The 17,362-nt window shown below is 61.2% G+C and carries 21 protein-coding genes; 11 read left to right on the top strand and 10 right to left on the bottom strand.

The window, feature by feature from the left end:
• The first annotated feature begins 19 nt into the window (after positions 1 to 19).
• The gene (locus SynRS9902_RS08060) at positions 20 to 1,609 is read left to right on the top strand and encodes a YcjF family protein (RefSeq protein WP_186508737.1); all 1,590 of its coding nucleotides are present in this window, start codon (positions 20 to 22) and stop codon (positions 1,607 to 1,609) included.
• Positions 1,610 to 1,730: 121 nt separating this feature from the next.
• On the opposite strand, the gene SynRS9902_RS08065 is transcribed toward SynRS9902_RS08060, so the two are convergent.
• A complete protein-coding gene (locus SynRS9902_RS08065; RefSeq protein WP_186508738.1) occupies positions 1,731 to 3,140 on the bottom strand; it encodes an aminotransferase class V-fold PLP-dependent enzyme in 1,410 nt (469 codons plus the stop codon).
• 40 nt (positions 3,141 to 3,180) lie between these two features.
• Between SynRS9902_RS08065 and SynRS9902_RS08070 the strand changes: the two genes are divergently transcribed.
• Entirely contained in the window at positions 3,181 to 3,684 is a 504-nt protein-coding gene (locus SynRS9902_RS08070; RefSeq protein WP_186508739.1) for a nucleoside deaminase, read from the top strand.
• Here SynRS9902_RS08070 and SynRS9902_RS08075 read toward each other — a convergent pair.
• Both SynRS9902_RS08075 and SynRS9902_RS08080 read right to left on the bottom strand, forming a co-directional pair.
• Positions 3,656 to 4,840, bottom strand: coding sequence for an alanine--glyoxylate aminotransferase family protein (locus tag SynRS9902_RS08075; protein ID WP_186508740.1), 1,185 nt, complete (start codon positions 4,838 to 4,840; stop codon positions 3,656 to 3,658). The genes SynRS9902_RS08070 and SynRS9902_RS08075 overlap by 29 nt on opposite strands.
• Positions 4,841 to 4,947: 107 nt before the next feature.
• Entirely contained in the window at positions 4,948 to 5,472 is a 525-nt protein-coding gene (locus tag SynRS9902_RS08080) for an allophycocyanin subunit beta (RefSeq protein ID WP_115008950.1), read from the bottom strand.
• A gap of 206 nt (positions 5,473 to 5,678) precedes the next feature.
• Here SynRS9902_RS08080 and glnA point away from each other — a divergent pair, with 206 nt between their 5' ends.
• The 3 genes from glnA (at position 5,679) to SynRS9902_RS08095 (ending at position 8,653) form a co-directional block, all read left to right on the top strand.
• Positions 5,679 to 7,100, top strand: a complete 1,422-nt coding sequence (gene glnA, locus SynRS9902_RS08085) for a type I glutamate--ammonia ligase (RefSeq protein ID WP_114989052.1) — start codon at positions 5,679 to 5,681, stop codon at positions 7,098 to 7,100.
• 114 nt (positions 7,101 to 7,214) lie between these two features.
• Positions 7,215 to 8,288: a class I SAM-dependent methyltransferase gene (locus SynRS9902_RS08090; protein WP_186508741.1), complete on the top strand. Its 1,074-nt coding sequence runs from the start codon at positions 7,215 to 7,217 to the stop codon at positions 8,286 to 8,288.
• A 74-nt stretch (positions 8,289 to 8,362) separates the two neighbouring features.
• The gene (locus SynRS9902_RS08095) at positions 8,363 to 8,653 is read left to right on the top strand and encodes a copper-binding protein (RefSeq protein ID WP_186508742.1); all 291 of its coding nucleotides are present in this window, start codon (positions 8,363 to 8,365) and stop codon (positions 8,651 to 8,653) included.
• A 37-nt stretch (positions 8,654 to 8,690) separates the two neighbouring features.
• On the opposite strand, the gene SynRS9902_RS08100 is transcribed toward SynRS9902_RS08095, so the two are convergent.
• Positions 8,691 to 8,960 (bottom strand): hypothetical protein, encoded by a 270-nt coding sequence (locus tag SynRS9902_RS08100; protein WP_186508743.1) that lies wholly within the window; start codon positions 8,958 to 8,960, stop codon positions 8,691 to 8,693.
• Between the two features lie 49 nt (positions 8,961 to 9,009).
• On the opposite strand from SynRS9902_RS08100, the gene SynRS9902_RS08105 reads away from it, so the two are divergent.
• On the top strand, positions 9,010 to 9,264 hold the full coding sequence (locus tag SynRS9902_RS08105; RefSeq protein WP_186508744.1) for a DUF6439 family protein: 255 nt from the start codon (positions 9,010 to 9,012) through the stop codon (positions 9,262 to 9,264).
• Here the strand turns inward: SynRS9902_RS08105 and SynRS9902_RS08110 are convergent.
• Positions 9,224 to 9,661 carry an ATP-binding protein gene (locus tag SynRS9902_RS08110; protein ID WP_186508745.1) on the bottom strand — a complete coding sequence of 146 codons (438 nt, stop codon included), beginning with the start codon at positions 9,659 to 9,661 and terminating at the stop codon, positions 9,224 to 9,226. The two genes, SynRS9902_RS08105 and SynRS9902_RS08110, sit on opposite strands and share 41 nt — an antisense overlap.
• A gap of 53 nt (positions 9,662 to 9,714) precedes the next feature.
• The gene (locus SynRS9902_RS08115; RefSeq protein ID WP_186508746.1) at positions 9,715 to 10,434 is read right to left on the bottom strand and encodes a GUN4 domain-containing protein; all 720 of its coding nucleotides are present in this window, start codon (positions 10,432 to 10,434) and stop codon (positions 9,715 to 9,717) included.
• Positions 10,435 to 10,473: 39 nt separating this feature from the next.
• On the opposite strand from SynRS9902_RS08115, the gene mnmH reads away from it, so the two are divergent.
• Genes mnmH through SynRS9902_RS08135 form a run of 4 tightly spaced genes read left to right on the top strand, consistent with a single transcriptional unit; the run spans position 10,474 to position 13,993 of the window.
• On the top strand, positions 10,474 to 11,517 hold the full coding sequence (mnmH, locus tag SynRS9902_RS08120) for a tRNA 2-selenouridine(34) synthase MnmH (protein WP_186510580.1): 1,044 nt from the start codon (positions 10,474 to 10,476) through the stop codon (positions 11,515 to 11,517).
• A gap of 30 nt (positions 11,518 to 11,547) precedes the next feature.
• On the top strand, positions 11,548 to 11,931 hold the full coding sequence (gene psb28, locus SynRS9902_RS08125; protein WP_025362320.1) for a photosystem II reaction center protein Psb28: 384 nt from the start codon (positions 11,548 to 11,550) through the stop codon (positions 11,929 to 11,931).
• On the top strand, positions 11,928 to 13,007 hold the full coding sequence (locus SynRS9902_RS08130) for an AI-2E family transporter (protein ID WP_186508747.1): 1,080 nt from the start codon (positions 11,928 to 11,930) through the stop codon (positions 13,005 to 13,007). The genes psb28 and SynRS9902_RS08130 overlap by 4 nt, the downstream gene beginning before the upstream one ends.
• Complete coding sequence (locus SynRS9902_RS08135) at positions 13,004 to 13,993, top strand: AI-2E family transporter (RefSeq protein ID WP_186508748.1); 990 nt, start codon at positions 13,004 to 13,006, stop codon at positions 13,991 to 13,993. The genes SynRS9902_RS08130 and SynRS9902_RS08135 overlap by 4 nt, the downstream gene beginning before the upstream one ends.
• Before the next feature lie 149 nt (positions 13,994 to 14,142).
• Here the strand turns inward: SynRS9902_RS08135 and SynRS9902_RS08140 are convergent, their stop codons facing one another.
• The gene (locus SynRS9902_RS08140) at positions 14,143 to 14,322 is read right to left on the bottom strand and encodes a hypothetical protein (protein WP_115008942.1); all 180 of its coding nucleotides are present in this window, start codon (positions 14,320 to 14,322) and stop codon (positions 14,143 to 14,145) included.
• 129 nt (positions 14,323 to 14,451) lie between these two features.
• Here SynRS9902_RS08140 and SynRS9902_RS08145 point away from each other — a divergent pair, with 129 nt between their 5' ends.
• Positions 14,452 to 14,673, top strand: a complete 222-nt coding sequence (locus tag SynRS9902_RS08145) for a hypothetical protein (RefSeq protein ID WP_186508749.1) — start codon at positions 14,452 to 14,454, stop codon at positions 14,671 to 14,673.
• Here SynRS9902_RS08145 and SynRS9902_RS08150 read toward each other — a convergent pair.
• The 3 genes from SynRS9902_RS08150 to secD are packed head-to-tail and all read right to left on the bottom strand — an operon-like array spanning position 14,670 to position 17,358.
• Entirely contained in the window at positions 14,670 to 14,891 is a 222-nt protein-coding gene (locus SynRS9902_RS08150; protein ID WP_186508750.1) for a hypothetical protein, read from the bottom strand. The two genes, SynRS9902_RS08145 and SynRS9902_RS08150, sit on opposite strands and share 4 nt — an antisense overlap.
• Complete coding sequence (gene secF / locus SynRS9902_RS08155; RefSeq protein ID WP_186508751.1) at positions 14,884 to 15,873, bottom strand: protein translocase subunit SecF; 990 nt, start codon at positions 15,871 to 15,873, stop codon at positions 14,884 to 14,886. The genes SynRS9902_RS08150 and secF overlap by 8 nt, the downstream gene beginning before the upstream one ends.
• 3 nt (positions 15,874 to 15,876) lie before the next feature.
• Positions 15,877 to 17,358: a protein translocase subunit SecD gene (secD, locus tag SynRS9902_RS08160; RefSeq protein ID WP_186508752.1), complete on the bottom strand. Its 1,482-nt coding sequence runs from the start codon at positions 17,356 to 17,358 to the stop codon at positions 15,877 to 15,879.
• Positions 17,359 to 17,362 lie beyond the last annotated feature (4 nt).

Here is a 17,362-nt window from a genome sequence, read left to right on the forward strand (position 1 = left end):
AGGCTGGTGTGACGCAGGCATGAAACGCCAAACCCGGTTGCTGATCGGTCTCACCGTTGCCTTTATGGCACTCGTGCTGATCGGCGCTGCCGTTCAGACCATCCGCAGCCTGCTGTGGGATCTGAGTTACTTCCTGCCTCCCTGGTTGCTCACGCCGGTGCTGCTGCTGGGGTTCGCGCTGGTGGCCGCCCTGGCGGTGCAGGTGGGTTGGCCGATGTGGAAACGCCTGAAATCACGCCCAACCCAACACCCAAGCCAAGCCACCCCGGCTCCACAGAACCGGCGGGATGCCGCGACCACCAGCCTCGGCCATGTGGATCGTCTGATCGAACGCATTCAGGACGACATCAGTCGCCGCAGCCTTCAGAACGAACGCGACCGGGTCGCCGAGGAACTGAAGCGAGGCGATCTGGTGGTTGTGGTGTTCGGCACTGGATCCAGTGGCAAGACATCACTGATCCGTGCCCTGCTCAATGAAATGGTCGGCGATGTGGGAGCGCCCATGGGCGTGACCAAAACCAGCCGCGCCTACCGGCTGCGTTTGAAAGGCCTGGAGCGTGGTCTTCAGCTCGTGGACACCCCAGGAATCCTGGAAGCCGGAGACGAAGGACTCAGCCGGGAGGAAACAGCCCGTCGTCGGGCGGTTCGTGCCGATCTGTTGATCGTGGTGGTGGATGGGGACCTCAGAGCCTCGGAATACGCCGTCGTGAACTCGCTCGCCGGGCTCGGCAAACGGCTGCTCCTGGTGCTGAACAAGCGGGATTTACGCGGAGTTGACGAGGAGAAAAGGCTCCTGCAGGTGCTTCGCTCCCGTTGCCAGGGACAGCTCAACGCTGCTGATGTGGTGGCCTGCAGCGCCTCTCCTCAATCGATTCCTCGACCCGGCCGTCGCCCGCTGCAGCCGCTGCCTGACGTCAGCGATCTGCTGCAGCGCCTCGCCGTTGTGCTGCACGCCGAGGGGGAGGAATTGATTGCCGACAACATCCTTCTGCAGTGCCGATCCCTCGACAGCCGCGGGCGTGACCTGTTGAACGACCAGCGGTCTCGGGAAGCCAAACGCTGCATTGACCGCTACAGCTGGATGGGAGCGGGGATTGTCGCTGCCAATCCGCTGCCCGGGGTGGATCTGTTGAGCACCGCAGCGGTGAATGCCCAGATGATCCTGGAGATGGCCAAGATCTATGGGGTCGAGATGTCCCGTGATCGCGCCAAGGATCTGGCCCTGTCCCTTGGACAGACCCTGGGCAAGTTGGGCATCGTCAAAGGTGCCATGAGCTTGCTGGGCACCAGCCTGAGCCTGAGCTTGCCCACTCTGGTGCTGGGGCAGGTGCTCCAGGGGGTGGTGACCGCATGGCTCACCCGAATCGCCGGAAGCAGTTTCATGCGCTATTTCGAACAGGACCAAGACTGGGGTGACGGTGGCATGCAGACCGTGGTTCAACAGGCCTTTGAGCTCAACCGACGGGAACTCTCACTGCAGCGCTTTCTGGCCAGTGCCATGCGGCAAGTGGTTGAACCGCTTCAGCAATCGGCGGCGGGACGTCTTCCCCCCCGGCCAGGGCCTCAGCAGGAGGGGGAAGCATCGGCCCCCGGGCATCCAGAACGGTGATCAGAAGCAGATAGAGCACACCAATGGCCACGGAGATCGCCCCGGTGACGATGGCAACCCAGCGTGAACCCTGCTGCTGTTCCGGCATCGGAGCGTCTCGAACGATGGCGATTGTGAACGATCAGGCTGGAGCCAGCGATTTATTCAGTCGTCCCGACAGGTCGCTGAGGTGCTGAGCCGTGGTGTGGGGGTTTCCAAAAACCGCCTTGATGCAGAAACGGTCGCCGTAAAAGGGTCGCGACAGCATGTAGCCGTGAGACAGCAGCATTTGCCGGGTGTCTTCACTCCAACGGCCTGCTGCAGCAGCGTCTCCATGTTTGGGATGAAAGGCCAGCAGGTGCAGGTCACCCGCCAGCAACGTGAACTTCTCCGGGTCCAATTGGGCTGCGAAGGCGGTTCGCCGTTGCAAAGCTCCGCTGAGCGTTGCTTCGATGCCCGCCTCGCCCAACTGGCGTAGGCCCAGCCAAAGCTTGAGGATCTCTGCAGGTCGGGTGCCCTGCAAGCCGATCTCACCTCCGTGATCCATCCCCCTGGGCGCCTCCATGTAGGGCAATCCTGTTGAAAAGGCCTGACGCAGATGGGTTCGATCCCGAAGCAACAGCAGGGATGACGCCTTGGTGATGCCCAGCAATTTCTGGGGATTGAGCGTGATCGAATTGGCAGATTCCATGCCATCCATCAGAGAGGCATGGCGGGCCGTGAGGGCGAACACACCGCCGATGGCCGCATCAACGTGCAACCAGACCCCAGCATCACGGCAGAGGGTTGCCAGATCTGATAAAGAATCAATGGCTCCGCGCACCGTGGTGCCGGCCGTGGCCACCACCGCCAGACAAGGCCGCCCCGCCGCTTGCAGAGCTCTCAAACGCTTGGCCAAAGCCTCGAGGCAAAGGCCACCATCCGCGGCCACGGGAAGCGTCTGAAGTGCATCATCCGCCAGCCCCATCACCTTTGCCGCCTTGTTGATCGAGACGTGAGCGTCTTGGCTAAACAGCAGCACAGGATCCCGATGGCTGGCCTTCAACGCCGCCCGTGCGGCCACCAGGGCCATGAGATTGCTCAGGGTCCCGCCGCTGGCCAGCACCCCTCCGGAACCGGCGGGCAGGCCAATCCTGTGGCAGAACCAGCGGCAGAGGTCATGCTCCAGGCCGGTCAGACCAGGCGAAAGCTCCTCGGCCAGGAGGTTGTTGTTGAGACCTGCACAGACCAATTCCGCCGCAATGGACGCAGTAAGCGGGGGCGGATCGAGATGGGCCAGAGCACCGGGATGGGACGGCTGATACGCCCCATCCATCACCTGCTGAAGATCACTGAGCAGCGATTCAACGCTGGCCCCATCAAGCCCTGGTGCCACGTCAGGCAAGGGCCGCATGACGGGGACCGGGCTTGATCGATCAGCGGAGCCGATCCAACGGCAGAGCAGATCCGAACTGCGATGCAGGAAGTTCTTCAGCACCGGGTCTTCGGCCGAGGGGATGGCGAACGGAGCTAGCCGATCCGGTGGGTGCTGAGACTCGGAAAAGGCTTGCAACGGAGACCCGTGAACTGCACCGATCTTCGCGTCTCGTGGGATGGTGCTCAAAGGACAACGTGGAACAGCAGTGGATCAGCGGGATGAGTTCACTCGCTGGATGGATGTTCTGCTCCAGCGCGCGGAGGAAGCTGGAGCAGAAGGAGAAGTTCCGGTGGCCGCAGTGATCCTGGATGGACAGGGCCGGGCCATCGGCCATGGGCGCAACCGGCGCCAGAACGACAGGGATCCCCTCGGGCATGCCGAACTGGTGGCCTTGCAACAGGCAGCGATCGTTCAGAACGACTGGAGATTCAACAACTGCACCCTGATCGTGACCCTCGAACCCTGCCCCATGTGTGCGGGAGCCTTGGTGCAGGCCCGCATGGGAACTGTGATTTTTGCGGCATCAGATCCCAAGCGCGGTGGCCTGGGGGGAAGCCTTGACCTCTCCACCCATTCAAGTGCCCATCACCACATGAACGTGATTCAGGGCTTGCGCGAACCCGAGGCGAGGGAGCAGCTGGAACGCTGGTTCAGGCGGCGGCGGCGATGGAACCGCTGAAGCGAGGCAGCTCTGTCTCAAACAGGTTGAGCAGACGGTTCACGTTTTCAGGGGTGGAGTTGTAGCCCATCAGGCCGATGCGCCAGATTTTGCCGGCCAGGCTGCCGAGTCCACCACCAACTTCAATGCCGTGGTTGTTGAGCAGGTGCTGACTGAAGGCCTTGCCATCCACACCTTCAGGGATGCGAACTGTGGTGAGGGTGGGCAGTCGCCGCTCGGCCGGCACATGCATCGAAAGGCCGAGACTTTCCAGCCCGTTCCAGAGCATCTCCGCATTGCTGCGATGGCGTGCCCAGGCCTGGTCGAGACCTTCTTCAGCAAGGAGACGCAGGGCCTCACGCATGCCGAAATTCATGTTGACCGGCGCGGTGTGGTGATAGACGCGGTCGCTGCCCCAGTATTGGTTCAACAAGGAGACGTCCAGATACCAGTTGGGCACCTTGCCCTGACGGGCTGTCATCTTGGCCTCAGCACGGGGGCCCATGGTGAAGGGTCCGAGACCGGGAGGGCAGCTCAGGCCCTTCTGGCTGCAGCTGTAGGCAAGATCGACTTTCCACTCATCGATGTAGAGCGGAACGCCCCCCAGAGAGGTGACGGTGTCGAGCAGCAGAAGGCAATCATGCTTCCGGCAGAGGTCGCCAATGGCCTCCATGGGTTGGCAGACACCCGTTGAGGTTTCGGCATGAACCATCGCCAGGATGGCGGGCTTGTGCTCAATCAGGGCAGCTTCAAGCTCATCGAGGGAAAACCACTCACCCCAGGGCTTTTCAATGGTTTTCACCTCAGCGCGATAGCGGCCGGCCATGTCAGCCAGTCGCAGGCCGAAATATCCCTTCACCGCCACCAGAACGGTGTCTCCAGGCTCGACGGTGTTGGCGATGGTTGCCTCCATGGCAGCACTGCCGGTGCCGCTCATCGGAAGCGTGAGGCGGTTATCCGTTTGCCAGGCGTAACGCAGCAGTTCCTGCACTTCGCCCATCAGATCCACATAGAGAGGATCAAGGTGACCAATCGGGGTTCGCGACAGAGCCTTAAGAACTGTTGGATGGGCGTTGGAGGGGCCTGGTCCAAGCAGGAGGCGGTCGGGTGTGCCGATCGGTGCAAAGGCTTTGCGGTGACGATCGTCAACAGAAAGGAGTGAGTTCGTCGTCGCCAAAGCCCTGTTGATTGGTTCGAGTATTGAGCCTACGCAGTCACGCCCCTTGGAAGGGGTGAGGGAGGCTTGATTGCAATCTGTTCAGATCTTGCGTTGAGCGTGCTGGATCAGCGCTGGCGCACATTGGTTTCACCCAGGCCCTTGGCCAGGTGATCAAACGGCTGAAGAACGGTGGCGAGCTGATCGGATGCAGCACCGTTGGCCAGAAGCATCTCGGAAACAACCTCTCCCAGCAGAACGATGCTGCGGACCGTTGGGCCGGTGGGAACGCCGAGACTCTTGTAGGTGTCGTCGAGTCCGTTCAGCACACGCTCATTGAGGATCGTGGAGTCACCTGCCACCAGGGCGTAGCTGGCGTAACGCAGGAAATAGTCCATATCCCGCAGGCAGGCGGCGAGCCGACGGGTGGTGTAGGCGTTGCCGCCAGGCAGCAACAGGTCGGGTTCATCCCGGAACAGGCGCTGGCTGGCCTCACGCACAATCTCGGCCGAGGATCCGTTGATCAGCTCTACGGCCTGAATCCGCAGCGCGGATTCATCCAGATACACATTGATGCTGTCGATCGCCGGGCGGTCGAAATAGCGACCCAGCTGGTCGTAACGACCGATCAGACCGCTGATTGCATCGCGCATGTCCCTGAATCTCCAGAGGATCCCCAGCGGAAGCTAACACCGTTGAGGCGGGCAGATCCTTTGGCATGCCTGCATTTCAGCCAAGTTGACAGAAACGGTTACGCAGTCGCCTTCCAGCAGCCGAAACGTACCCCTTGATACAAAATGGTGTCTTGTGGCTGTATACGGTCACATGACTGCACAATTCAGTCGAGCAGTCCCTTCTTATGTCGAAATCCCCCCAGGACGTCCTGCGCCAGATCAAGGACGAAGGCATCGAACTGATCGACCTCAAATTCACCGATCTGCACGGCAAGTGGCAGCACCTGACGGTGTGCACCGATCTGCTGGAGGAAGAATCCTTCACTGAGGGCCTGGCTTTTGACGGCTCATCCATCCGCGGCTGGAAAGGCATCCAGGCCTCCGACATGGCCATGGTGCCGGACGCCAACACGGCCTGGGTGGACCCCTTCTACCGGCACAAAACCCTGAGCATGATCTGCTCGATTCAGGAGCCACGCACCGGCCAGCCCTACGAGCGCTGCCCCCGCGCCCTGGCCCAACGGGCACTGAATCATCTGGCCAGCACCGGACTGGCCGACATGGCCTTCTTCGGACCTGAGCCGGAGTTCTTCCTCTTCGACGACGTCCGCTACAACTCGGCTGAAGGGGGTTCCTTCTACAGCGTCGACACGATCGAAGCGGGCTGGAACACCGGACGGATCGAAGAAGGCGGCAACCTCGCCTACAAGATTCAGGAAAAGGAGGGCTACTTCCCTGTCGCTCCCAACGACACCGCCCAGGACATCCGCTCCGAGATGCTCCTGCTGATGGGTCAGCTGGGCATTCCCACCGAGAAGCACCACCACGAGGTGGCAGGCGCGGGTCAGCACGAACTCGGCATGAAATTTGCTGAGCTGATCCAGGCCGCCGACAACGTGATGACGTACAAGTACGTAGTGCGCAACGTGGCCAAGAAGTACGGCAAAACGGCCACCTTCATGCCCAAGCCGGTCTTCAACGACAACGGCTCCGGCATGCACGTGCACCAGAGCCTCTGGAAAGGCGGTCAGCCCCTGTTCTTCGGCGAAGGCACCTACGCCAACCTCTCGCAGACGGCCCGCTGGTACATCGGTGGCATCCTCAAGCACGCCCCCGCCTTCCTGGCCTTCACCAACCCCACCACCAACAGCTACAAGCGTCTGGTGCCCGGTTTCGAAGCCCCGGTGAACCTCGTCTACTCCGAGGGCAACCGATCTGCCGCCGTGCGGATCCCGCTCACCGGCCCGAGCCCGAAGGCCAAGCGCCTCGAGTTCCGCTCCGGCGATGCCCTCGCCAACCCTTATCTGGCCTTCAGCGCCATGATGATGGCTGGTCTTGACGGCATCAAGAACCAGATCGATCCCGGCGATGGCGAAGATCGCGACCTGTTCGAACTTCCGGCTGAAGAGCTCTCGAAGATCGCCACGGTTCCCGCATCTCTCAACGGTGCCCTGGAAGCGTTGAATGCCGATCGCGGCTTCCTCACCGCCGGCGGTGTGTTCAGCGACGACTTCATCGACAACTGGATCGACCTGAAGTACGAGGAGGTGCAGCAGCTGCGACAGCGGCCTCACCCCCACGAATTCACCATGTACTACGACGCTTGATCAGCGTCCGTGCATCCCACGACCCGCCTCCAAGGAGGCGGGTTTTTTTGTGGACTGCTGGCCACGCGATTGTGCGCCTCATTCGTTGGAATGGGGTCGTTGTCTGAATCCGCGATGGCGTCAACGCCCCTGAGCAAGCTTGCGTACCAAACGCTTCAGCAAGGCAAAAGCATCGCGGGCCTGGCCCACAAGGAGCTGAGCACCAAGCTGATGGAGCTGTTGGCGCCGGATGCGGTGCCGAAAACGGAGCCCGTGTCCGCCGAAGTTCTTGGAGAGCTGCAGCTGGATATGAGGAAACTCCAGGAACAGGACTGGCAGGACGCCGAACTGGGGATCTACCCCGAGCAGTTGTTGTTTGATGCACCCTGGCTCGACTGGGTCAGCCGCTACCCGCAGGTTTGGATGGATCTTCCCTCCACCTGGGATCGACGCCGCGAGCGCAATGTGCGGGATCTGCCTAAGGAAACTGAAAAAGCGCTCTACCCCGAGTACTACCTCCAGAATTTTCACCATCAAACCGACGGCTACTTGAGTGACCATTCTGCTGGTCTTTACGACCTGCAGGTGGAGATCCTCTTCAATGGCACCGCCGATGCCATGCGACGCAGGGTTTTGGCTCCCCTGAAACGCGGCTTGAAGCACTTCGCAGACCGTGCTCCGGGTTCCCTCAAGATTCTCGATGTGGCTACCGGCACTGGCCGGACCCTGCAGCAGATCCGCGCTGCCGTTCCCCACGCGCAACTGATCGGAACCGATCTCTCCGAGTCGTACCTGCGTCAAGCCAACCGCTGGCTGAATGACGGCGATGCATCGCTGGTTCAGCTGATCCGTGCCAACGGGGAATCACTGCCCTTGGCTGATGAATCGGTTCAGGCCGTCACCAGTGTGTTCCTGCTGCACGAACTTCCGGCGGATGCCCGCCAGAACGTGCTCAACGACGCCTGGCGGGTGCTTGAACCCGGTGGTGTGTTCGTGCTTGCCGACTCTGTGCAGATGGCCGATTCAGCCAAGTTCGCCTCCGTGATGGAGAACTTCCGGCGCGTCTTCCATGAGCCTTACTACCGCGACTACATCGGCGACGACATCGACGCCCGCCTCTCAGCTGCAGGGTTCGAAGGCATCACCGCGGAAACCCACTTCATGACGCGGGTCTGGTCGGCACGCAAACCCATCGCAGAGGCCAGCTGAGGGGATTCCCTGACAGCATCCCTTGCACGAACGGCTGCGAGCCATAGGGTGTGCTGAATCCCGAAGGGAACGTCATGACCAATCCCTTCCGGCTGCGTTGGCTTCAGGGCTGGACATTCCAGGTGGTGCTGATGGAAGGCCATGTGCAGGTCGAAGCCCATGGGTTCGGTATCTGCCTGCGCACGGCCGTGATGCCTGGGGAAAGTCCTCAGGCTGCAGCCGATCGTTTGGTGTTGTCTGAAGATCGCCGCAGGCGAGCCCTGCACAATGCCTGGCTTCGCGGTCAGGACATGGCACTGCCCGCGGGGGTTACACCCACGAAGGAATCGGCACCGGCCTCGAATTCGCTGGTGGTGGTTGGCTAGGCCCATCGCCAACTGGTGGGCTGATCTCCTGGTGCCTTTACAGCTGTGCCAGCAGCCAGGCCACAGCAAAGCCAGCTCCTCCGAAGCGTAAGGCTCTCCAGAAGCGCTCCCCAGACACGGGGGAGAAGGCCCAGCCCACAGGCCGTTGCGTGATCAGATTCGCAGCAAGTTTGCGGCGCTGCACCCATCGCCGCGCCGCAACACCCGACCGGGCATTGTCCTGACATTGCCCTTGCAACACCAGCCGAGAAGCATGGTGCAACCAACGCAGTTCATGAACGCGTCGTTGGCCTTTGCGCTGTTCCACGCCGTTGCACCCACATCACCCGAAACTAGATCGATCTGCTGATTCAGGGATGACTTCACCCGACGCCCCATGGCCCGACTCCGCCACAGCCAAGGCGGAAGAACTGCACCAGTTGCTCCGCATCGGCGATCGCGACTGGCATCAGCTGAAGAGCAACCGACAGCGGCGTGGAGCCGAGTTACTGGCTGCAGCGATGGTGCAACTGCTCCGCCACGGGGACAGCTCCGACGTGGAGAATCTGACCCAGCAGGCGCTCGGGTGGTTCAAAGGAGAGCTGAAAGATCCGGGCTGTCCGCGTCACTGACGGGCCGACGGCAGGCCAGCTGCAGACGATTCCCCCGGCGGCTCCACCGCACATCATCAAAACATTGATGGATCAGAAACAACCCACGCCCGCTGGGAGCATCGAGAGCCGGCGGCAGGGTGGCTGTGCGGGACTGTTGTGGGAGGCCGCAACCCTCATCCTGAACCTGCCAGACCAACCAATTGGGAGTGAGGATGCGGCGAACTCGGAGCTTCTTGGCGGGGTTCTCGGCATTGCCATGGCGAACGGCATTGACCAGGGCTTCATGCAACCCCAGCTCAATCCGCTGACTGGTATGAACACAACCGACGGGCTCGGTCAGCAGCTCCAACAGAGGAGCCAGCTGCAGGGTCGACGGCAAGGTGAACTCAGCCCAGCGAAACCTCTTGGACGGCACAGTGGGGCCCGTTGACGTCGGTCTTTCGAACTTACCGTTGATGGGAAGCCCCGTCAGGATCTGCGGGCCACAAGCGCCGGATGATTCAACAGGGAATCCATCAGGCGAACGCCTCGGAGCTGATTGATCAACGGCATGTGCCCCTCTGGAGCCTCGATCGACCAGGTGAAGGCACCGGGATAACGCGTCCAGACGCCATCGCATTTCCAGCCAATCCGGGGCCAAAGGCGTTCGTAACGCCCATCGAGAGCTGACAGCAACTGGGACTGGGCTGTGAAGCCGAAGCGACCTTGGGAATAGACCGTCCAGAGGCGATCAAGAGTGACCAGATCAACGCCTGACATCGGCGCAACTTCTGTGAAGTAGACGTAGCCCCGTTTCACGGCGGCATCACCGGCTAATTCACGCAGGCACTGGCTGGTGACGCGGTCCGCCTCTTCAAAGTTCTGATCGAGCAGCTCCTGCTGCAGCGGCCCATAATCCAGGCCAACCCCGGAATCAGTGGTCAACCAGCCTCGATCGGACGACGCGATGAGAGCGGTGACTGCATCGGGATGGTGTCGCTGCAACACCTGCAAGATCCACCCCGCAGCCCAGTCATCACCGGCGGGGTCAAAGCCAGCAAGAAGGTCTGGGCCCACCGCAGCCAACTCGTCGGCGCGGGTTTCGATCTGCTTGATCAGCGGACGTCGCTGGCGAGGTGTTCCCTTCGCGAAACGATCCAGCAGCTGATCAACGCTGAGTTTGGTGGCGGGTGTGGAACCGGAGAGCATGAGTCGCAACCGGCCCCAACTGGCTCGGTGTTGGCCACTATGTCAGGCATGGGCGAAACAGGTTCAATCGAAATCCAGCAGCTTCGCGAGCTGAAAGGTCCACTGGTGGACGTTCGCAGCCCCAGCGAATTTGAAAAGGGGCACTGGCCCGGCGCCATCAACGTGCCGCTGTTCAACGATGAGGAACGTGCCGCAGTGGGCACCGCCTACAAGCAGCAGGGACGCACACCAGCGATTCACCTGGGGCTTGAACTCACCGGCCCCAAGCTCAGCAGCCTGGCCCGCCAATTGGACAACCTGCGGCAGCAGGGGGAACCACGGATCTACTGCTGGCGGGGCGGAATGCGATCGGCCAGCGTGGCCTGGCTTGCCCAGCAGATCGATCTGAAGCCGAGGCTCCTTCAGGGGGGCTACAAGAGCTATCGGCGCTGGGCCCAAAGCCGCTTTGAGCAGATCTGGCCCCTTCGCGTGATGGGAGGCCGAACGGGAACAGGGAAAACCGATCTGCTGTTGGCCATGGCCGCGCGCGGTGCAGCCGTGGTTGATCTGGAAGGGCTGGCCAACCACCGCGGCAGCAGTTTCGGCGGTCTGGGTCTGCCGGATCAACCCAGCACCGAGCACTACGAAAACCAATTGGCTGAGGCCCTGGATCAACACCAACGCCGTGGGGCCTCAGCCATCTGGTTTGAAGCGGAAAGCATCCAGGTGGGCCGCTGCCGCATTCCCAAGGCCCTTTTCGATCAGATGCAAGAGGCCCCTGTGCTGGAGATTCAGCGTGACCTCGGGGAACGGGTGAACCAATTGGTGCAGGTGTACGGCCACCAGGGGGGAGCCGCTCTGGCTGAGGCGACCGAACGGATCAGCCGTCGCCTGGGGCCCCAGCGCACCAAGGAAGCCCTGGAAGCGATTGCCAGGGAAGACTGGGCCACCGCCTGCCGCGCCACGCTCGATTACTACGACCGCTGTTACGACCATGAACTGGCGCGATCGCCCAAACGCGACACGATCGATCTCTCAGGGCTCAGCGCTGATCAAGCCGCCGAGACCTTGATCGACGGCGGGTTTGTTGAAATCCCCGATTAAGATCGCCCCCATCGACGGTTCGAGAACGGCATGAGCAAAGCGGCGATTCAGTTCTTTCGGGGAGTCAACGAGCCGGTGGTGCCCGACATCCGTCTGACCCGCAGCCGCGACGGCCGCACCGGTCAAGCCACCTTCCGTTTCGAGCAGCCTGCTGCGATTGCTCCCGAAACCATGGGTGACATCACCGGAATGTGGATGGTGGATGAAGAAGGCGAAATGGTCACCCGCGAAGTGAATGGCAAATTCGTGAACGGCACCGCCAGTGCCCTTGAAGCCGTTTACTCATGGAAGTCCGAGCAGGACTTCGAGCGGTTCATGCGCTTCGCCCAGCGCTACGCCGATGCCAATGGCTTGGGTTATTCACAAAGCCAGGATTCCAATCAGACTGAAGGGGCCGACGACCAACAAGCTTGAGACTGCCCCAGTGGCTGTTACTGACAGCCTTCATTGCGGCCATCGTCCTGTTGTGGTCGCTGCGTGAGCTGCTGCTGCTGATCTTTGCAGCAGTTGTTCTTGCCATGGCTCTTTGCACCCTGGTCGGCATCCTCCGCGAGCGGCGGCCGATGCAAAGGCCCCTGGCCCTGTTGCTCTGCATCGTTGGGTTGTTGTTGTTAGTTGCCGGTGCGGCTGGTGTTGTTGTCCCCCCGTTTCTCGAGGAATTCTCACTGCTGTTGCAGAAGCTGCCCGAAGCGGGTCAGACCCTGGTGCGGCTGGGACTCGGTTGGATCGACAGCATCAGTGAGGCCATTTATGGGGCCGATGCATTCCCCGACCTGGATCAACTGGGCCTGAACGGTCCACGCCAACTTGTGCCCGACAGTTCATCCCTCGCCGCTGGTGTGGGCAGTGGCTTGCTGGGTCTGCTCGGTTTGGCGGGCAACCTCGGCAACGGCGTCCTGCGGATGTTGTTCGTGGTGGCGGTGGCTCTGATGATCAGCATTCAGCCCCAGGCCTATCGGAATGTTGGCCTGCAGTTGATTCCCTCCTTCTACCGACGCCGGGGGCGTCGCATCCTGGATCAGTGCGGTGCTGCCTTGAGCAGCTGGATGGTGGGTGTGCTGATCAGCTCCCTGGCCGTGTTTGTGCTTTGCAGCATTGCGTTAACGCTGTTGGGCGTGAAGCTCGTTCTGGCCAATGCACTTCTTGCAGGGCTGTTGAACGTGATCCCCAATGTGGGGCCAACCATGAGCACGATCTTCCCGATGGCGGTGGCTCTGTTGGATGCCCCCTGGAAGGCCGCTGCGGTGCTGGGTGCCTACGTGGTGATCCAGAACATCGAGAGTTACGTGATCACACCATCGGTGATGCACCACCAGGTAAAGCTGCTGCCCGGATTGACTCTGGCGGCTCAGTTCCTGTTCACACTCCTGTTTGGTCCCCTCGGCCTGCTGATGGCGCTGCCTTTGGCGGTGGTGCTGCAGGTGATCATCCGTGAAGTCGTGATCCACGATGTGTTGGATCGCTGGAAACGCCTGGAGCCGGTTCGATGAGCGCCGGCACGTTTCTCATTGCACTCACCTTGGTGGTGCTGGTGCTGTTGCTCTGGCACCTGCGTTGGGTGCTGCTGGTGCTCTTTGGCGCCGTGGTGGTGGCCGTAGCCCTGGATGTGCTGATTGTTCATGTTCAGAAGCGAACCCCACTGGAGCGCCCCCAGGCCCTGGCGGCCGTACTGGGGATTTTGCTCTTGGCCGGGGGGCTGCTGGGGCAACTGCTGGTGCCGGAACTGATCAGCCAGTTTCAGCAACTGGGACGGGATCTGCCGCAGTTGGTCAGCAAGGTGTCCGAACTGCTCAGCAGTGAGCCACGCCTTGCGCAGCTGAATGACGCTTTGGGGGAGGGCCTCAATCTGAAAGGACTTCAGCCATTGCTTGGGTTCGCAGGAGGTGCAGCGAACTCGCTGATTCAACTGTTCTTGATGGTGCTGCTCGCGATCCTGCTGGCCTTGGATCCAAGTGCCCACCGGCGCATGGTGGTGGCCATGACGCCCCGACCAGCGCGGGAGCGGATGGAGCACCTGCTCAATGAGTGCAGGCAAGCGCTGGGGGGGTGGCTCAGTGGCATGACCCTCTCCGCCACCACCGTGTTCCTGCTCACCTGGGGGGGATTGTTTCTGCTGAAGGCCCCCCTGGCCCTGTTGAGCGCCCTTGTGTGTGGGCTGCTCACGTTCGTGCCGACCATCGGGCCTACGGCGGCAACGCTGCTCCCAACGGGATTGGCCCTGCTGCAGTCGCCGCAATTGATGCTGTCAGTTCTGGTGTTCCGGCTGGTGCTGCAGAACCTGGAGGCATTTCTGCTCACACCACTGCTGCTGCGCAAAACCGTGAATCTGCTGCCAACGGTGGCCCTAACGGCTCAGCTCAGCCTTGGCGCCCTTCTCGGGCTTCCAGGCGTGCTGCTGGCCCTTCCTTTGGTGGTGGTGCTTCAGGTGTTGATGCAGCGGGTGGTGGTGCAGCAAATCATGGACCACTGGGCCTGACAACAACCTTGAAAGATGTAACCCAACGAACATCCTGTAGCAGGGGTCACACCTGAGACGCGCGCTGCGTGAGTATTTTTACGGGGTCGTGAGAACGACGCGTCGAGCATTGGGACTCTTGGGAGAGGGTCCCATTTTTTTTGACCGGATCAGAGCAGCTGACGCCGCTTCTTCTCCCTCGAATCACGCTCCCGCTCAACCGCCTGCCAATAGGCCGCAGAGACCGCCACCTCTTGACCACGCTCAATCTTGTTCAAGCGCGTCTTCAGCGCCTCAACCTCAGCACGCAAGCCGAAGACCACCTCGCTGAGACCAGGATTCAACTCCATGGAACCTGAGCAACCAATTGAGTAGTAGCTCAGGCTTCAAAGACAATGACGTTCAAGACGATACCAAAGAAACCAGCTCCACGCCCTTCAATCCAATAGTGTGTCCAGGAGGTCTTGAGACGAACGGGCTTGGACGTCATCTTCAATTTCTGCCGTTATGAGGAACTGAGGCAGGCCGTGATGCAGCTGGTTCGCGAGAACCTCGAGCCAGAGTTACTGCATGAGGAAGCCCACGATCTGTTCGAATCGTGGTGGGCCTCCACCCACAGCCAGGGGCAGTGGAATGCTGAGGTGAAACAACGCACCTGGGATTCGATCTGGCGGGAATTCGGCAACAGCCCCAAGCGCTAACCGAAGCGGCGCCAGAGAGAGCCGGAACCGAGCAAGACCAACACAGCAAGCTGATGATGCCGAATGGCATAACCAAGCCCTGTGATCGTGAACTGATCACTGAGCAGCAGGACTTCGGTGCGCAGGTCAGCCAGAGCCAGCAGGATCAACAGAATCGGGAACCATCGGGCTGGGACAGCACGGCGTCTCCGTCCTGAATCACCACTGGCATTAGTCACTGGATCGGTCCCAGAGCGTGAGCAGCGAGGGTGCCAGGGCAATGCTCGACCATGACCCCACCACGACCCCCAGGGCCAGGGCAATCGCAAACCAATAGAGCGTTGCCCCGCCGAAGAACACCAAGGCCAGCAAGGGGAGCAACGTGGTTCCGCTGGTGTAGAGCGTGCGGGTCAGGGTGGCGGACACCGCTTGATCCACCTGCACTGAAAGCGGCAGGTCGGCAGCATCCTTGCTGCGTTCACGGATGCGATCAAAGACCACAACCGTGTCGTTGACCGAATAACCAGCAATGGTCAGCAATGAAACCGCAAAGAGGCTGTCCACCTCCAGCTGGAGCACAACCCCGAGCCAGGCAAAAACTCCACAGACGATCGCCACGTCATGGGCCAGCGCCACCAGGGCGAGAAACGCGTAGCGGCGGTCGTAGCGGAAGCTGATGTAGGCCGCAATACCGCTGAAGGCCACCAACAGAGAAATCAGACTGCTGCGCAGCAATTGTTTGCCCAGGCTCGGCCCGATCGTGTCGACCGATTGACCACCGGAGAGGAATGGCCCTGCAACGGGTTCAACCGCCTCAATCACCGCTTGGCCCTGGGCAGCCGACAAGGTTGGTAGGCGCAGCAACAACGACTGACCGCCATCCAGAAGCTGAACCCGGGGAGCACCCAGGTTGGGGAGAGGTTGACCCTCCTCCTGGGGCAGCTCCAGGCTGCGGATCACATCCGACACCTGAATCGCCTTGAGCTCCGCGCAGGCGTCATCACAGCGACGCTCCAGTTGAATCTGCGTGCCACCGGTGAAATCCAGGCCGGGACGGAGGGGAGCACGAATCGCAGGATCCAACCAGCTAAGCACCAGGCCCAACAGGCTGATCAGAACCACCAGACCAGAAACGAGCCACACCTTGCGGCGCATGCTGCTGAGGGACCAGCGCAATCTGAGGACCGTGGCCGCTTGTGCCGATGACGATGCTTCAGTCATGGTTCAGGCGGTGGGGGAAGGAAGTTGCCCGGTGGGCAGAAAATTGCTGGCACGACGCAGACCGGCGTAGCCCATCAGGAAACGAAGCAGGGTGCGGGTGCAGGTCAGGGCCGTGAACAAACTCAGCAGAACACCAATGCCCAGGGTCGCGGCAAAGCCCTTGACCAGGCCGGTGCCAAGGAAGAAGAGAGCTGCACAACTGATCAGCGTGGTCAGGTGACCATCGACGATCGATGAAAAGGCCTCGGAGAAGCCTGTATCGATCGAGCGAATCAAGGTGTTGCCCCGCCGCAATTCGTCCTTGATCCGTTCAAAGATCAGCACATTGGCATCCACGGCCATGCCGATCGAGAGGATGAAACCAGCGATTCCCGGCAGGGTGAGGGTGACCGGAATCAAGGCGTACACCGCCAGGTTGAACAGGGCATAGAGGCTGAGGGCCATCACAGCCACCGCCCCTGGCAGGCGATAGGCCACCACCATGAACACCGCCACCAGGGCCAGGCCCGAGAGGGCGGCCACCAGGCTGCGGCGGATGTTCTCTGCTCCGAGCGTGGGCCCGATGGTGCGGACCTCGATCACTTCAACGGGGAGGGGCAGGGAGCCGCCGCGGAGCTTCACCTCGAGCTCACGGGCCGTTTCTGCACTGAAGTTGCCGCTGATGGTGGCTGCACCACCAGAGATTCCAGCACTTTTGAACTGGGGGCCAACGCTGGCGGCACTGATCAGCTGATCATCCAGAGTGATGGCCAGCAACCGGTCGGTTCCTGCAATCGATTTGGTGAGGTCAGCGAAGGCCTCAGCACCCTCACCATCGAAATTGAGGGTCACCTCCCAGCTGTTGGGGTTGTTCTGAAGCGGTTGGCGACCTGCTGTCACGAGCTGCTTGCCCGTCAGCGCTGCCGGCTCAAGCATCGTGAGCAGATCGGCATCAACCTTGTTCAAAAGCTGGCGGAGCTGCTCCTCCTCTGAGCTGGCCTGCCCATCCAGACCCAGGGTCTGCTGGGTTGACTTCAGCTGATCCAGATCCAGAGGTTCCGGGGTCTCACCACGGCGGATCTGATCCTCACGCAACCTGAGGATCGCTTCCACCTGGGAACGGAGCTGCCGCAGACCTCGGAATTCAGCTTCGGTATCGGCCTTTTGGGCACGAAACTCCAACAGGGCTGTGTCGCCGAGAACCCGCGCAGCAGCAGTGGGATCCTGCTCGCCGGGGAGCTGGAGCACGAGCTGCGACTCGCCCACCGTCTGCAGGGTGGACTCAGCCACACCAAGACCGTTGACCCGACGATCGAGCACGGCTTTCACCGCTTCCATCTCTTCGGCGCCAACACGGGTGATCTCTCCGGCTGGCTTCACTTCAACGGTGAGCTGACTGCCGCCCCGCAGATCGAGGCCCAGTTCCAGCGGCGTCCGAACCAAAAACATCCCGGCGGCGATCGCCAGGGCAAGAACAAGGGCAAACCAACCCTGATAACGCGCCATCAAC

It is taken from the genome of Synechococcus sp. RS9902, assembly GCF_014279635.1.
In the GTDB taxonomy this organism is placed as follows: domain Bacteria; phylum Cyanobacteriota; class Cyanobacteriia; order PCC-6307; family Cyanobiaceae; genus Parasynechococcus.